The sequence below is a fragment of the Microbulbifer echini genome (genome assembly GCF_041447225.1).
Classification (GTDB): domain Bacteria; phylum Pseudomonadota; class Gammaproteobacteria; order Pseudomonadales; family Cellvibrionaceae; genus Microbulbifer; species Microbulbifer echini.
In genome coordinates, this window is record NZ_JBGMEL010000007.1 from 100,325 (window position 1) to 116,510 (window position 16,186).

The 16,186-nt window shown below is 54.3% G+C and carries 13 protein-coding genes; 1 reads left to right on the forward strand and 12 read right to left on the reverse strand.

The annotated features are described in order from the left end of the window. The first annotated feature begins 10 nt into the window (after positions 1-10). Positions 11-226, forward strand: coding sequence for a DNA gyrase inhibitor YacG (gene yacG / locus ACCI51_RS08735; protein WP_371843316.1), 216 nt, complete (start codon positions 11-13; stop codon positions 224-226). Positions 227-313: 87 nt separating this feature from the next. Here yacG and mutT read toward each other — a convergent pair whose 3' ends face one another. The 12 genes from mutT to murD form a co-directional block, all read right to left on the reverse strand. Further along, positions 314-712: an 8-oxo-dGTP diphosphatase MutT gene (gene mutT, locus ACCI51_RS08740; RefSeq protein ID WP_371843317.1), complete on the reverse strand. Its 399-nt coding sequence runs from the start codon at positions 710-712 to the stop codon at positions 314-316. A 9-nt stretch (positions 713-721) separates the two neighbouring features. Next, positions 722-1,930, reverse strand: coding sequence for a bifunctional glutamate N-acetyltransferase/amino-acid acetyltransferase ArgJ (gene argJ, locus ACCI51_RS08745; protein ID WP_371843374.1), 1,209 nt, complete (start codon positions 1,928-1,930; stop codon positions 722-724). A gap of 215 nt (positions 1,931-2,145) precedes the next feature. After that, positions 2,146-4,890, reverse strand: a complete 2,745-nt coding sequence (secA, locus tag ACCI51_RS08750; protein WP_371843318.1) for a preprotein translocase subunit SecA — start codon at positions 4,888-4,890, stop codon at positions 2,146-2,148. A 162-nt stretch (positions 4,891-5,052) separates the two neighbouring features. After that, entirely contained in the window at positions 5,053-5,988 is a 936-nt protein-coding gene (locus ACCI51_RS08755) for a M23 family metallopeptidase (RefSeq protein WP_371843319.1), read from the reverse strand. Positions 5,989-6,184: 196 nt separating this feature from the next. Continuing rightward, on the reverse strand, positions 6,185-7,096 hold the full coding sequence (gene lpxC, locus ACCI51_RS08760; protein ID WP_299582699.1) for a UDP-3-O-acyl-N-acetylglucosamine deacetylase: 912 nt from the start codon (positions 7,094-7,096) through the stop codon (positions 6,185-6,187). A gap of 391 nt (positions 7,097-7,487) precedes the next feature. After that, positions 7,488-8,738 carry a cell division protein FtsZ gene (ftsZ, locus tag ACCI51_RS08765; RefSeq protein WP_299582696.1) on the reverse strand — a complete coding sequence of 417 codons (1,251 nt, stop codon included), beginning with the start codon at positions 8,736-8,738 and terminating at the stop codon, positions 7,488-7,490. A gap of 88 nt (positions 8,739-8,826) precedes the next feature. Next, positions 8,827-10,062 (reverse strand): cell division protein FtsA, encoded by a 1,236-nt coding sequence (gene ftsA / locus ACCI51_RS08770; protein ID WP_299582693.1) that lies wholly within the window; start codon positions 10,060-10,062, stop codon positions 8,827-8,829. A 113-nt stretch (positions 10,063-10,175) separates the two neighbouring features. Next, complete coding sequence (locus ACCI51_RS08775; RefSeq protein ID WP_371843320.1) at positions 10,176-10,859, reverse strand: cell division protein FtsQ/DivIB; 684 nt, start codon at positions 10,857-10,859, stop codon at positions 10,176-10,178. A 129-nt stretch (positions 10,860-10,988) separates the two neighbouring features. Continuing rightward, positions 10,989-12,452 (reverse strand): UDP-N-acetylmuramate--L-alanine ligase, encoded by a 1,464-nt coding sequence (gene murC / locus ACCI51_RS08780; protein ID WP_299582687.1) that lies wholly within the window; start codon positions 12,450-12,452, stop codon positions 10,989-10,991. A gap of 34 nt (positions 12,453-12,486) precedes the next feature. Beyond that, entirely contained in the window at positions 12,487-13,584 is a 1,098-nt protein-coding gene (murG, locus tag ACCI51_RS08785) for an undecaprenyldiphospho-muramoylpentapeptide beta-N-acetylglucosaminyltransferase (RefSeq protein WP_371843321.1), read from the reverse strand. Continuing rightward, on the reverse strand, positions 13,584-14,807 hold the full coding sequence (ftsW, locus tag ACCI51_RS08790) for a putative lipid II flippase FtsW (protein WP_299582681.1): 1,224 nt from the start codon (positions 14,805-14,807) through the stop codon (positions 13,584-13,586). Before ftsW ends, murG begins: the two co-directional genes overlap by 1 nt. Beyond that, positions 14,804-16,186 (reverse strand): UDP-N-acetylmuramoyl-L-alanine--D-glutamate ligase, encoded by a 1,383-nt coding sequence (gene murD / locus ACCI51_RS08795; RefSeq protein ID WP_371843322.1) that lies wholly within the window; start codon positions 16,184-16,186, stop codon positions 14,804-14,806. The genes ftsW and murD overlap by 4 nt, the downstream gene beginning before the upstream one ends.

Here is a 16,186-nt window from a genome sequence, read left to right on the forward strand (position 1 = left end):
CAGACCCACTATGTCCAAGTCGAAAGAAGCCCCCAGCCTGAATTGCCCTACCTGTAAGAAGCCCATCGAGTGGAGCGACAAATTTCCCTTTAAGCCTTTTTGCAGTGAGCGCTGCAAGCTAATCGATCTGGGGGAGTGGGCCAGTGAGGGACATAAAATAGCGGGGGAATCGATTTACGATGACGTGCTGAGTGACGAGCTGGACCCGAATAAGCAGCGCCACTAAGTGCGAATCACAAATCCTATTCGCCATCACTGTGGGCCTCGCGCGCTTTAGGTGCAGAGGCCCACAGTGTAACCGGTGCAGACCGCCTTAATTTTCTACTGTCTGAATGGCCTTAATAATTGCCTGGTTGGCATCCGGGAATTGGTAATTCTCTAATCCCTGCACGGTCGCCCAGGCTGTCTCTTGCCCCTCACAACCTTCAGGCTCCCCGCTGAATGCGGTGACCAGCCAGGTATCTAAAAGTACGCTTTTCTCTGGGTACTCGTGGCGAATTTCTACCAGTGGCTGCAGCTGTTGCACCTCAATAGCCACCTCTTCCCTTAGCTCCCTGGAAAGCGCCTGCTGCACGGTTTCTCCAGCTTCCACCTTACCGCCAGGAAACTCCCAAAGCCCACCCATATGTAAATGCTTGGGGCGACGGGCAATCAGGATCTTGCCATCACCGCGGCGAACAACACCCACGGCGACATGAATAACACGGCTCACAACAACTCCTCAGGTACGGTATTCGGCGTTGATGGTGACATACTCGCGGGAGAAGTCACAGGTCCAGATATGCTCACTGGCGTTGCCACGACCAAGCTCGATGCGAACAGTAAACTCAGACTGAGAAAACACCTGTTCGCCCAGCTCTTCCCGATAGTCCGCCGCGCGGCCTCCGCCTTCCACCACCTGCACACGATCTAAAAATATATTGACCTTGCCGGTATCTAAATCATTTGGCAGGGCATTGCCAATAGCCATTACCAGACGCCCCCAATTGGGGTCGGAGGCGTAGAGCGCAGTCTTTACCAGAGGCGAGTTACCCACTTCAAAAGCAACCTTAAGTGCCTCTTCGCTATTGTCTGCGCCATCGACCTGCACGGTGACAAATTTAGTGGCACCTTCGCCGTCTTTAACCACTTCCTGAGCCAACTCGACATGCACCTCGGTAATAGCTCGCATTAGCGCGCTATAGCTTTCATCGGATCGAGTCTGGATTGACTCGCCGACAGCACCACTGGCAATCAGTACGCAGGCATCATTGGTTGAGGTATCCCCATCTACGCTAACCCGGTTGAACGAGGCGCTCACCGCATCCCTCACCATCTCATCCAGCAGCGGCTGGGCCACGGTTGCATCGGTGGCAACATAGGCGAGCATAGTTGCCATATTTGGCTGAATCATGCCCGAACCCTTGGCGATACCCACTACCGCAATTTCTTCGCCACGGATCTTCAGGGTGCGCTTAGCGATTTTTGGACGGGTGTCCGTCGTCATAATCGCTTCTGCAGCTCTTCCCCAGCCATTGCCGGCCAGCGCTTCAGCGGCTGGGGGAATAGCATCGAGCAAACGTTGCAGTGGCAGATGTTCACCGATCACTCCGGTACTAAAGGGCAGCACCTGTTCCGCCCGAATACCCATAGCCGCCGCCACAGCCGCACAACAGGCTTTGGCATCGCTGAGACCGCGGGTACCTGTGGCCGCATTGGCATTACCCGCATTGACCAACAGCGCGCGAATATCCCCCTGGGCAATATGCTCTTTCGCTACCAGTACCGGTGCGGCACAGAAGCTATTCTGGGTGAAGGTGGCCGAGACCGATGCACCTTCAGAGATCTCGACCAATAACAGATCGTCACGAAGCCAATTCTTGATATTGGCCGGCACACTGGCAAGACGGACCCCTTTCAGGGAAGGAAATTGTAGTTCAGACATATCGATTTGGCTTAATACCCTAAACGCAAGCTTGCTGCGCGGGCTGGCTATGGAAGAAAGGACGTCATTATTAAAGCCCAACCAGAATGAGGCAAGAAAAATCCGCACCATGTGCGGAAATCAGCCCTAATGCCGCAGAATATTTTTAAGACTGCTAAAAAAATACCCCGCGAAAGCGGGGTATTTGGTGGCAAAGTCGGCCTATCAAGCCGGATATCTCTCTAGCTTTGGGTCGAGGAAGCCAATTTTCCGTGACACTGCTTGTACTTTTTACCGGAGCCACAGGGACAGGGGTCATTGCGGCCAACTTTCGGTCCACGGCGCTCCGGCACCAGGGTCGCCTGCTGTTGGGGCTCACTCTCAGGCAGGGCGGAAGCTTCCGCATGTTGCAGCTCCAGCTGCTGCTGACGCTGCTCCTCCAGACGACGCTCCTCCAGCTCATCCATCTGCTCGCGGGTCATCGGCTCCACATGGGCAAGGATACGTACCACTTCGTGCTTGAGGTTTTCCAGCATGCTTTGGAACAAGTGGAAAGATTCGCGCTTGAATTCCTGTTTGGGGTTCTTATTGGCATAGGCGCGTAAACCAATACCGGCTCTCAGGTGATCCATACTGGAAAGGTGTTCTTTCCATAGCTGGTCCAACACCTGCAGCATGATTTGACGCTCCACGGTGGGCATCAAGTTGGCATCGCCGGAAGATTCACTGATGCGCGTAACCTTAGCGGCATAGGCGTTCTGCGCCTCTGCTGTAATCTTCTGGCGCAGAGTCTCTTCGTGCAGGTTGCGATCCTCATCCAGCCACTTCTGGATAGGTAACTCGACACCCAGCTCACCGGCGAGCTGCTGCTCCAGAGCAGGGATATCCCACTGCTCTTCAACACTTTCTGGAGGCACAGAGGCCGATATAATCTCGTGTACCACATCTTCGCGAATAGCGTTTATGGTATCGCTGATCGTGTCGGCTTCCAGCAATTCGTTGCGCTGACTGTAAATCACCTGGCGCTGGTCATTAGCCACGTCATCGTATTCGAGCAACTGCTTGCGGATATCGAAGTTGCGCCCCTCAACACGCCGCTGAGCCTTTTCGATAGCGTTAGAAACCATGCGGTGTTCGATGGCCTCACCGCGCTCCATGCCCAGCATTTGCATAAAATTCTTCACCCGGTCGGAGGCGAAGATACGCATCAGGCTGTCTTCCAGAGACAGGTAGAAACGGGTCACACCCGGATCACCCTGGCGCCCTGCGCGACCACGCAGCTGATTATCGATCCGGCGGGACTCGTGGCGCTCAGTACCAATAATATGCAGGCCGCCGGCTTCGATAACCAAGTCGTGGCGCTTCTGCCAGTCCTCTTTCAGTCTGGCCAGCTCAGCCTCGCTTAAGGCGCTTCCTTTTTCCTGGGCAAGAGTTTCCGCTTCGGATTCCCAGTTACCACCCAAGACAATATCAGTACCGCGACCAGCCATATTCGTGGCAATGGTAACTTCGCCGGGACGACCGGCCTGGGCGATAATCTGCGCTTCCCGCTCATGGTATTTGGCGTTCAGCACCTGGTGCTTAATACCCGCCTTTTGCAGCAAGCGCGACATTTCCTCGGAGGTCTCGATAGAAGCGGTGCCCACCAGGATCGGCGCCTTCTTCTCACGGCAGAATTTGACGTCCTCAATGATGGCGTCCATCTTCTCCTCTTGGCTCAGATAGACCAGATCATTGAGATCTTCCCGCTGGATGTCTTTGTTCGTGGGGATAACCACCACATCCAGACCATAAATTTGCTGAAACTCAAACGCCTCGGTATCCGCGGTACCCGTCATACCGGAAAGCTTGGGGTAGAAGCGAAACAGGTTCTGGAAGGTGGTGGAAGCCAGGGTCTGGCTTTCATTCTGGATCTGCACACTCTCCTTGGCCTCTAAGGCCTGATGCAGCCCCTCGGAAAGGCGACGACCCGGCATGGTGCGGCCGGTATGCTCATCGATTAACACGACCTGGCCGTTTTGCACGATATAGTCCACATCGCGGTTAAACAGCACCTGGGCACGCAACGCAGCATGCACATGGTGCAACAGGCCCAGGTTACCGGGAGCATACAGGGACTGATCTTCTTTCATCAGCCCACTGCGGGACAGCAAGTCTTCAACCAGCTGATGCCCCTGCTCGGTCAGCTCCACCTGGCGGGTCTTTTCATCTACCGTGTAGTGGCCCTCCCCACCCTCTTCGGCGCGCTCCAACTGAGGAATCAGCTTGTTCATGGCCAGATACAGGTGGGAGGAATCTTCTGCCGCGCCGGAAATAATCAGCGGGGTGCGCGCTTCATCGATAAGGATGGAGTCCACCTCATCCACAATGGCAAAATTCTGCGGGCGCTGGGTGCGGTCTTCTTTGCGCAACACCATATTGTCACGCAGATAGTCAAAGCCAAATTCGTTGTTCGTGCCGTAAGTAATATCGGCCTGATAAGCGGCCTTTTTATCGTCGGGGTTTTGCTGGGAAACAATCACCCCTACGGTCAGGCCGAGGAACTCATAAACTGGTCGCATCCAGTTGGCATCCCGCGATGCCAGGTAGTCATTGACCGTCACAATGTGAACACCTTTGCCTTCCAGGGCGTTCAAGTAGGCGGGCAATGTCGCCACCAGGGTTTTACCCTCACCGGTGCGCATTTCCGCAATGCGGCCTTCGTGCAAGGTCATACCGCCGATCAGCTGCACATCAAAATGGCGCATACCCAGGGTACGGCGACCAGCTTCACGCACAGCGGCAAAGGCTTCGGGTAACAACCGATCCAGGGTTTCCCCATCCGCAACACGTTTCTTAAACTCTTCTGTTTTGGCGCGAAGAGCGGCATCGTCCAGTTGCTGAAAATCCCCTTCCAGCGCGTTGACCTTCTCCACGATGCGTCGCATGCGCTTCAGCTCGCGGTCATTTTTTGTACCAAAGACCGATTTAATCAGTTTGCCAATCATTATCTAGAAACCACTTATCTTATGTGCGCTGTCGGCGCTAATGCTGGGCAGATATCGCACCGACACTCCTTTATGCGAGGGGTGCAAGTAAACAGGAAGGCGCAGGCGCTGGCAACTCCTATGCCAAGCTGCCAGCAATTACGCGTAAGGGAAGAATAGTTGTTATCTGCCTGTACGGCGGATATAGCTGGCCGGGTCGACCGTGCGGTTGTTCTTGAAGATTTCGAAGTGCACGTGAGGGCCGGTGGAGCGACCACTGGAGCCCATCTGGGCAATCACCTGGCCTTTTTTTACCACATCACCGAGACCGACATTGAGCTTGCTGTTATGGCCATAGCGGGTGGAATAACCATTGCCGTGGTTGATTTCCACTAAATGACCGTAACCGTGACGCTCATCAGCCCAGGTAACAACACCCGCGGCAACGGAAACCACGTCCGAGCCCTTCTTGCCGGCAAAGTCCACGCCCTTGTGCCAAGTGCGTCGCCCGGTAAAGGGGTCAGTACGATAACCGTATCGTGAAGACATCCAACCCTTAGTAATTGGGCGCCCGGCGATAAACTGCTCGTCCTCCAGCTGGAGATTGGCCATCAGGGATTCGAGCGTATTAAGCTGCATTTGGCGATCATCCACTTTATGGGACAGGTTGCCAATCACATCGAGAAATTCGGGGGGCTGATAAGGCAGTTCCGACGTACCTGAGATTCCGGGATCTTCCGGACCGCCTACGGCGGGAGCCGCACTGAATTCGAACTCGCCTTCATCGAGGTTAGCCGCCGCGGTAAGGCGCTCACCAACGGCATCCAAACGGGTGAGACGGGCCTGTAGCTCGGCCAGTTTGACCGTGAGCGCAGCGAGCTGCTCATGCGCTTCGCGATCAGCCTCTTCAATTTCCTGCTGCTGTTTGCGCAGGGCGCGCTCCCACGCCTTGGCCGTGCGCGCGTCGAACAAATCTGATTTGGTCACAGGTAGATTGGCACCCAACAGGAAGGCACCAACGGGCAAACCGAGCAGGCATAAGCTCAACAGCGCTTTGCTCAATCCACCAAAATTAAAGCTGCGGGTTGCACCGCGCTCATTGACCAGAATTACTTTCATAACAAGCAGGAGAAGTTCGACATTTTGTAATTTTTTTGTCTCGGTATAAGAGAGACGAGACTCCAGCGCTATACCTCATAGTAAACAGTTGGGAAATCCCCGACGCCGGGCAAGATTATCAGAACTGCCAGGCCTTCTCTGCTGAATCAGTCACGTAAAAAAGCCGGCTTTGTAATGCCGGCTTTTATGGAGGGGATTAAACGGCCAGTATTGGCTTAACGTAAGAGATAGGAGCCTCTTGCTCCCCCTCAAAAGTCACCATTTCCCAGGCGTCTTTTTGTGTCATTAGATGGCGCAGGGATTTATTGTTCAAAGAATGGCCAGACTTAAAGGCCTTGAACTCGCCGATCAGGCTGGTACCCAGCAAATAAAGGTCGCCGATTGCATCGAGAATTTTGTGTTTCACAAATTCGTCTTCGTAACGCAATCCACCCTCGTTCAAAATACGATACTGGTCAACCACAATGGCATTATCCACTGAGCCACCCTGAACCAACCCCTTGGAGCGCAAGTATTCAATTTCGTGCATAAAGCCAAATGTACGCGCGCGACTCACCTCTTTCACGAAGGAGGTGCTGGAGAAATCCACAGAAGAAGTCAGGTTGCGCCCTTGGAAAACAGGGTGGTCGAAGTCAATGGTAAAGGACACTTTGAAACCATTGAAAGGCAGGAAACTGGCAACTTTGTCACCCTCTTCCACAGTGATCGGCTTCTTGATACGCAGGAATTTCTTCGGCGCAGACTGCTCCTGAATACCGGCAGACTGAATGAGAAATACGAATGGACCGGCACTGCCGTCCATGATCGGCACTTCCTGGGCGGAAAGTTCAACAATGGCATTATCAATACCAAGACCCGCCATCGCAGAGAGCAGATGCTCGACCGTAGCGATGCGCACATCGTCCTTTACCAGGGTAGTGGAGAGCAGGGTATCACCCACATTCTCGGCGCGGGCTTCAATTTCGACCACCGGATCTAGGTCCGTTCTACGGAACACGATGCCGGTGTCTACGGGAGCCGGCTTAAGGGTTAGAATAACCTTTTTGCCAGTGTGCAGACCTACGCCAGTGGCGCGAATAGCATTTTTAAGCGTGCGCTGTTTGATCATGAAACTATCTTTTCCCAGTCGGTGGTCTACGCATAATGCGCAGCAAGCCGCCGATATTAGCATAATTGCGACGCCAATACCAATTGTGAGCGTGTGGTCAGATCAACACACCGCCACCTTCCCTGAAAGGATAGTTTAAGCAAAGATTGGAGCGCCACACCTCAGTCGCTGAAACAGCATTCTAAGACCTCTAGCTCCAGGTTCACTGTAAAAAATTGTTAATTAAACTCCTTTTCCTGACCAAAAAGTCAAAATAAATCCCTTTTAAGTTGTACGCTCGCTACCAGTAACAGTTGACTGGCCTTCCTGGAACAAGCCACACCGCAGAGGCGACACCCAGCCCAGGGGCTGGGCGGACATGAGCAGTGTACTGCCTCTGCGGCGGCTCTCCTCAATCGGCTTGGCGACGCAGGAACGCTGGAATATCCAGGTACTCCATGTCGGCATCTGCCGAGTTCAGAGTCGGAGCCGGGCGCTTTGGACGCTCGACATCCACCCGGGGGCGAGGGTCCGCAGTATTTTCGCGAGAGACCAGCCCCGCCGCGCCGTGGCTTTCACGCATTTCGCGCATGTCGCGGGCTTCTCTCGTCTCACGGGGCTCGCGCATATCACGAGACTCCGGACGACGGGTGTTGTCCACCACCTTGGCCGGACGCGCCGTAGGGGTTCCCTCTCCCAGACCCGCGGCCACAACGGTCACGCGCATCTCATCACCCAGCTTATCATCCACCGCGGTGCCAATAACCACCGTGGCTTCATCTGAAGCGATCTCCTGCACGATCTCACCGACCTCTGAGTATTCCCCCAGCGTCAGCTCCTGGCAGCCGGATTCTTCACTGCCGGTAATAATATTGACCAAGATACCGCGGGCACCGGCAAGGTTGACGTTATCCAGCAGTGGGCTGCGAACCGCCTTTTCCGCGGCTTCACGGGCTCGATTCTCGCCAATTGCGGATCCGGAACCCATCATTGCCATCCCCATCTCAGACATCACCGTACGCACATCGGCAAAGTCCACGTTCATAATACCTGGGCGGATCATCAGATCGGCAATGCCCTGCACCGCTCCGAGCAGTACGTTGTCGGCCTCTTTATAGGCAGACTTCATGGTGATCTTGCTGCCCAATACCTCCAACAGGCGATCATTGGGGATAGTGATCAGGGAGTCCACTTTATCGCGCAGCTCGAGAATACCCTCCTCAGCCACAACGGTGCGCTTGCGCCCTTCGATCTTAAACGGACGGGTCACCACAGCCACGGTGAGAATACCGAGTTCTTTGGCAATCTCGGCCACAATCGGTGCCCCACCGGTGCCGGTGCCACCACCCATGCCAGCGGTAATAAAGACCATATCGGCACCGCTCAGGACCTCAGCGATCCGATCGCGGTCTTCCAGGGCCGACTCTCGACCAATATCGGGATTGGCCCCAGCACCCAAACCGCGGGTAATGGTATTACCAAGCTGCAGAATGGTTTGCGCTTCAACATCTTTGAGCGCCTGAGCGTCGGTGTTCGCGCAGATAAAGTCCACGCCCTCCACGTCACTGACAATCATATGCTTTACAGCATTGCCACCGCCGCCGCCGACTCCTATTACCTTGATGACAGGTTTATCCTGTACGCTATCAACTAGCTCGAACATCGCTGTTCCCCTTTCTTGCTCATGTCGAATATTACAGCCACGCTTAAAAAAAATCCCTTATGGGATGGCTAATTCTGGTTGCATGCTATTACAAATTTCCGCGAAACCAGTGTTTCACTTTATCCCACCACTGATTATCGTTGCGCACGGGCTGAGTTTTACCCCCGGCAGACTCGTCTTGCTGCATCGCATACATCAATAATCCAACTCCGGTGGAGTAAATTGGATTACTTACAATATCAGTTAAACCGCAAATTCCCTGAGGCACCGCGAGGCGCACAGGCATATGGAAAATTTCCTCAGCCAGTTCAACCGCACCCTCCATTTTTGAGGAGCCTCCAGTTAAAACCACTCCTGCTGCGCACAGGTCCTCAAATCCGCTGCGACGTAATTCCGCCTGCACCAAAGTAAATAACTCGTCATAGCGGGGCTCCACCACTTCGGCCAGAGCCTGACGAGATAAATCCCTGGGCTCTCTGTCTCCCACGCTCGGCACCTTAATGGTTTCACCTTCCCGCGCAAGTTTTGCCAGTGCACAGGCATACTTTATTTTTAAGTCTTCAGCGTGCGGCGTCGGTGTGCGCAAAGCCATGGCAATATCATTGGTCACCTGATCCCCGGCAATGGGAATGACACCGGTATGACGAATCGAACCTCCAGTAAATACGGCAATATCGGTAGTACCCCCACCAATATCGACCATACATACTCCGAGTTCTTTCTCATCTTCAGTCAGAACCGCATAGCTGGAAGCGAGCTGCTCGAGGATGACATCCTCCACCTCAAGCCCACAGCGACGGATACACTTTTCAATATTTTGCGCGGCATTAACCGCACCACTTACCAGGTGTACCTTCGCTTCCAATCGCACACCCGACATTCCCAGTGGCTCCTTCACACCCTCCTGGTTGTCGATCAGATACTCTTGCGGAAGCGTATGTAAAATCTTCTGATCTGCGGGAATGGCAACCGCACGGGCCGCATCGATAACCCGATCCAAATCCTGCTGAGTTACCTCACGATCTTTAATCGCCACAATACCGTGTGAATTAAGACTGCGAATATGGCTACCCGCGATACCCGCGTAGACAGAGTGGATTTCACACCCCGCCATCAACTCCGCCTCCTCTACTGCGCGCTGAATAGATTGCACCGTGGACTCAATATTGACCACCACACCTTTTTTCATACCGGTGGAGCGGTGCGAACCTATACCGACAATATTGAGTGCCCCGTTAGCGCCTACCTCGCCCACGATGGCAACTACCTTGGAGGTGCCGATATCCAGCCCAACAATCATGCGCTGATCGGATACTTGTGTCATTTTTGTTCCAACCTCGCTGGGCCATGCTCCGGGTCTCTTTTTTGAGTATCCGCCGGACCACCGCCTTCGCTTTTAAACTTTATTTTCAACAGCGGCTATCACCGCATCCCTGTTTACTCTTGCTCGCTCTTCCATTGAACCGCTACCGCGTTGCCATAACGGGTATCTACCCCGGCCACTTTTTGTAAATACGGAGCGAGTAAGCCGCGGCTCAATGAGAGAAAGCGGTTAACTCGCTCCAGCAGTGCATCATGCCCGAGTTTTAATTCAATTCCCGACACTAACTCCAGGTGCCAGCCACTAAGGTCATCAAATGACAACCGTTTGACCTCCATGTCCCGTGTAGTCAATAGACTCGCAAGCGCTTGGTACTGAGACATGATTTGCCCCACCAGTTCTTCATCCCCGGCGAGTTCAGGCAAATTACCGACCTGCATTTGCACCGGTCGCGGCAATAATGCCCCACTGGCCACTAGTAATCGGTCGCGCCCCCAAACGGCAAGAGGCTGCGCCTCGCTGACCTCAACAACAACACCCTTAGGCCAGCGCCTATTTATCGATGCCCGAATAACCCACGGGTGCTCCAATAAGGCAAAGCGCATCGCGCGGATATCAGCAGAAAAAAAACCTGCATGCAAATAAGGCAGTAAGATTTCTTTTATCTGCTCTTCAGTCACCGCATTGAACGTTCCGCGAACCTCAACCTGCTCCAGCACATCAACTTTGCTCAACTGAAATGCCGGTAAACGCTGCCACAACCAATAACCGCCGGTGGCCAGTCCGCTGGCCAAAAGCACCAATGCAACCAACAGCAACCAGGGGTGCCAATGAACTCTGCTTTTCGTCGCCCCCCCGAGGGGACTAGCCCCGCGTACAGGTGTGCGCTTTGTTCTCGTGGATTTTTTTTCTGAGGGTCTCACCGCCACTCAATCCTCGGTGCTGTTCTCACCCAGACGCCACTGTGCCAGCCTTTGTGAAAGAGCCCCCACATTACCCGCCCCTTGGGTCAAAACCACATCGCCGGGTTCTAGCAAGTCAGCTAGAATCGGGGGCACCTGATCCACGGTCTCAACAAAAATCGGATCGACCTGGCCACGATTGCGCAGGCTGCGCGCCAGCGTTCGACCATCAGCTCCGGCTATCGGCGGCTCCCCGGCACTGTACACGTCCAATAAAATTAATTTATCCACTTCGGAGAGAACCTGAACAAAATCTTCAAAAAGGTCCCGGGTGCGCGTATAGCGGTGCGGTTGATAAATCATAACCAGGCGCCGCTCCGGCCAGCCATCGCGCACGGTTTTAACTGTGGCTGCCACTTCCCGAGGATGGTGGCCATAATCGTCCACCAACATCACTTTTTCTGCGTTACCGTCGTCACTAACAGAGAAATTTCCATAAATTTGAAAACGGCGACCCACCCCCTGAAAACCCTCGAGGCCCTTCTGAATGGCCTCATCGCCGATGCCCTCGTCACTAGCCACGGCAATCGCTGCAGTGGCATTCAGCACGTTGTGAATACCTGGGGTATTTACCGAGACCTCTAGCAGGTCTCCACCGGGGCGCTGCACCGTAAAGTGACTGCGCAATGGCTCCTGATTTACCTCGACGATGCGAAAGTCATTACCCTCAGCAAATCCATAGGTCAACACCGGGCGGGAGAATTTCGGAATCACCTCCTGCACATTGGCATCATCCCCACAAACGACAGCGAGGCCATAAAAAGGCAGGTTGTGAACAAAATCAATAAAGATCTGTTTGACCTTTTCGAAGTCCCCGCCATAGGTCTCCATATGATCCGCATCGATATTGGTTACCACCGTTACCATCGGCTGTAGGTGGATAAAAGACGCATCGCTTTCATCCGCCTCAGCGATCAGGTAGCGGCTCTCGCCAAGCGCGGCATTGGCACCAGCCGCATTGACCAGCCCACCAATCACAAAAGTGGGGTCTTTTTTATCCGCCGCAAAAATCGAAGCGATCAGGCTGGTTGTTGTGGTCTTGCCGTGGGTCCCCGCCACGGCTATGCCATAGCGGTAACGCATCAATTCTCCGAGCATTTCTGCACGGCGCACAATTGGGATACGATTTTCCTGGGCGGCGACCAGCTCGGGATTATCCCCATGCACCGCAGAGGAATTCACGACCACATCCACACCACGAATATTTTCCGCACTGTGCCCGATTTGCACGTTTACCCCGAGCTTGCGCAGCCTATCTGTCACGGTTGACTCGCGCAGGTCGGAGCCGGAAACCTCATAACCCTGGTTCTGCAGCACCTCAGCGATGCCACTCATACCCGCACCGCCAACACCAATAAAGTGGATGCGACGGATGCGACGCATTGCCGGTACCGCGTAACTTTTTTTCGCATTGGCACGCTCAGAAGACATACTCTCTAACCTTGATCCACTTTTGTTGCGTTTATTATCTGGCAAGCGCCAGCTCTTCGGCACAGGCACCAACTACCTGCTCCGTTGCATCAATCTTTGCCACACCCCGTGCAGCTTGCGCCATGGCCAATAATTTCTGGGGGTCAGAGAGCAGTTTCTCTAATAGCTCTGACAGCCCCTGCGCATCCATGGCACTCTGCTGGATAACCACTGCTGCACCAGCATTTTGCAGCCACTCTCCATTGCGTGTTTGGTGATCGTCGATCGCAAATGGAAAGGGCACCATAATCGCTCCGACTCCGGCGGCAGCGATTTCCGATACCGTCAGCGCACCAGAACGGCAAATGATCAAATCCGCCCGGCTGTAAGCATCGGCCATATTCGCAATAAAAGGCACAACTTCAGCTTCTACCCCGGCGGCACTATAGGCTTCTAGGGCCAGCTGTAAGTGGCGCTCTCCAGCCTGATGAACCACTTTCGGGCGCACTGGCGACGGCAACAAGGCAATGGCTTTAGGGACTAATTCATTAATTGCCACAGCGCCGAGACTGCCACCGAGGACCAGCAGTCGCAGAGGCGATTCACTCCCAATACGCTGCTGTGGATCTGGAAGGCCCGCGATCTCAGCGCGCACGGGATTGCCAACCTGTTTCGCACCAGGCAGGCCACTGGGGAAAGCCTCTAGTACCCTGCTCGCAATTCGAGCAAGCAGGCGATTGGTCGTGCCGGCTACCGCATTTTGCTCATGAATAATCAGGGGAATTCCACTGAGCCTTGCAGCCACTCCGCCGGGACCTGTTGCAAAACCACCAAAGCCCAGCACCGCGTCCGGCGAAACTTTTTTAATTACGGCGCGGGCCTGTGCCACTGCACGCAATATCTGCACCGGCGCCTTCAGGAGGGCCAACTTACCTTTTCCGCGCACACCCACCACGCGAATACAGTGCAGAGGTATTCCAGCCTCAGGGATCAAACGCGCCTCAATGCCACGCTGGGTACCCAACCACTCGACACAGCCCCCTTCCTCTTGCAAAGCCTTTGCCACTGCAAGTGCGGGGAAAACATGTCCACCTGTACCACCGGCCATCATTAAGAATTTCTTGCCGGCAAATATGTTCCCATTATGGGCCATCAAGCCACCTCCCCACGGGCCACTCCACCGCTAGTCCGGCGCCGGATAAAGATGGGAAGGCGGCCAAACAAACCCGGATTTTCATCGCCGCTAGTCAGTGGCTCACGCAACTCGGTGCGAATTCTCAAAGCCAACCCCAGCAGGGCGCAGCACACAATCAAGCTACTGCCGCCAGAGCTGACAAACGGCAGAGTCAAACCCTTGGTCGGTAGCAGACCTGAGGCCACCCCCATATTCACGAATGCCTGCCCAGCCAGCTGAACAGCCATGCCAAATGCCAGTAAGGCGGCAAAGAATTTCTGCTGTGTTAACGCTTCACGCACCAAGCGCAGCAGTGAACAGGTCAACAATACAAAGAGCCCTACAACAACAAGACCACCAAACATGCCCCACTCTTCCGCGAGGATGGCAAAAATAAAATCGGTGTGCGCCTCGGGGAGATAAAACAGCTTCTGTACGCTGTTACCCAGGCCTACCCCAAACCACTCGCCGCGACCAAATGCGATCAGCGACTGAGTAAGCTGATAACCACTGGCAAATTGATCTCCCCAGGGGTCTAAAAATGTCAATAAACGCTGCAGACGATAGGGGCTCATTAGTGCCATCAGCGCAAGTCCACAGGCCGCAGCTGCCACCAACAAAAATGTGTGAGGTAAGCGCGCGCCCCCCAAGAAAACCATGGCCAGCACTGTGCCAGAGAGCACCACAACAGAACCAAAATCCGGCTGTAATAACAGTAGGAAAGCGACAACTGCAAGAATCACCACAGGCACCATAAAGCTGCTCCAGTGATGTAGTTGTTTGCTGCGACGCGTTAAAAAACTGGCAAAAAAGACCAACATACAAAACTTGGCCACTTCTGCAGGCTGGATAGTGATACCCGCAAACACCAACCAACGCCGGCTACCGTTCACCTCTCGCCCAATACCGGGCACCAGTACCACAATCAGCAACAAGCAGGAAAATAAAAGAAGTGGCCAGGACAAACGCGACCAAATGACCAAAGGAATCTGGCTTACAAGTAATGCGGCCATAGCGCCAATTGTCAAAAACACCAAGTGACGCTTAAGGAAGTACCATGGGTCCGCATAAATATCTGTAGCAAATGCAATGGAGGCCGAGGCCACCATCACGACACCAATACTCACCAGCGCCAAAACACTAAACGGCAACAGATTGTCGAGGAAATTGCGCCTACGATTCAGAGAGGGTAATTCACTCATTGCCCCGCCTCTGCGTTCTCACTCAGCGCCGTCACGATTTTACGGAAATCATCACCGCGGGCCTCAAAATTGCGGTACATATCAAAACTCGCACAAGCCGGCGATAGAAGCACATAGTCTCCACTGTGGGCCATTGTGCGAGCCTTGCCTACCGCATCGGCCATGGAGTCCGCTCGGATAGTTGTGCATTGATCGGCAAATACCTGGGCGATCTTATCGCCGTCCACACCGATTGAAATCATCCCGCGCAGCGTATCGGCACTCTTTCCCAGGGCGGAAAAGTCCGCACCTTTGCCATCACCTCCGGCAATTAATACGATTTTTCGTACTGGGGTAGCCAGCCCATTGAGCGCGGCCTGGGTTGCCCCGACGTTAGTGCCTTTAGAATCATTGACATAGGTAACGCCATGCAAATCTGCCACCCGCTCGCAGCGGTGTGTCAGGCCTGGGAAAGTGCGCAATACCGAGAGCATTGCATCCATCGGCAATCCAACCACACGGCCCATTGCCAGCGCAGCCAGAGCGTTGGCAATATTGTGCTTGCCCACCATGGCCAGCGCACCGACGGGCAATAAATTTTCGTTACCCTGTGCCAGCCAACTTTCTCCACCAACTTTGCGCACCCCGAACTGTTTGAGGTCGGGTTGGTCCAGGCCGAAACTCGTCTCACGCCGGTCTCGCGACAGCGGCCCCTGACTCAGCGGGTCCTCACGATTGACCACAAACGCCTCAGCACCGCGATAAATACGCTGTTTAGCCCGGTGATACTCCACCATGCTGGGGTAGCGGTCCATATGGTCCGCGCTCATATTCAATACGGTAGCCACCGTGGGCGCGAGGGAGTAAGTGGTCTCCAGCTGAAAGCTGGACAGTTCCAGCACAAACAATTCGGGCAGCGGGTCATCCAGTAAATCGAGTACCGGCACACCGATATTGCCTCCTACGCGCACGGGAACTCCGGCAACCTCAGCCATCTTCCCAAGTAGAGTCGTTACCGTACTTTTGCCATTGGAGCCCGTAATCGCTGCCAATTTCGCGGTCGACTGCTTGCGCAGCAGAGCCTGCGCAAACAATTCGATATCCCCCACCACCGGTATACCCTCGGCAATGGCCTGTTGTAGAACAGGCTCTGACAGGGAAATGCCTGGACTGGCAATAATCAAACTGGCGGCAAGCAAAGTGTTCACACTCAGGGGCCCAGTTTCCACCGATATCTGTGGGAACTCCCGGTTAAACGCAGTCAGTCCCGGCGGATTATCGCGGCTATCCACCACCAGCGGAGTGTGACCGTGACGCAGCAGGTAGCGCACCACCGATTTTCCGGTAGCGCCCAACCCAATTACCACTTTGTGCTGCGATGAAGTCGCGATCAGACTCAT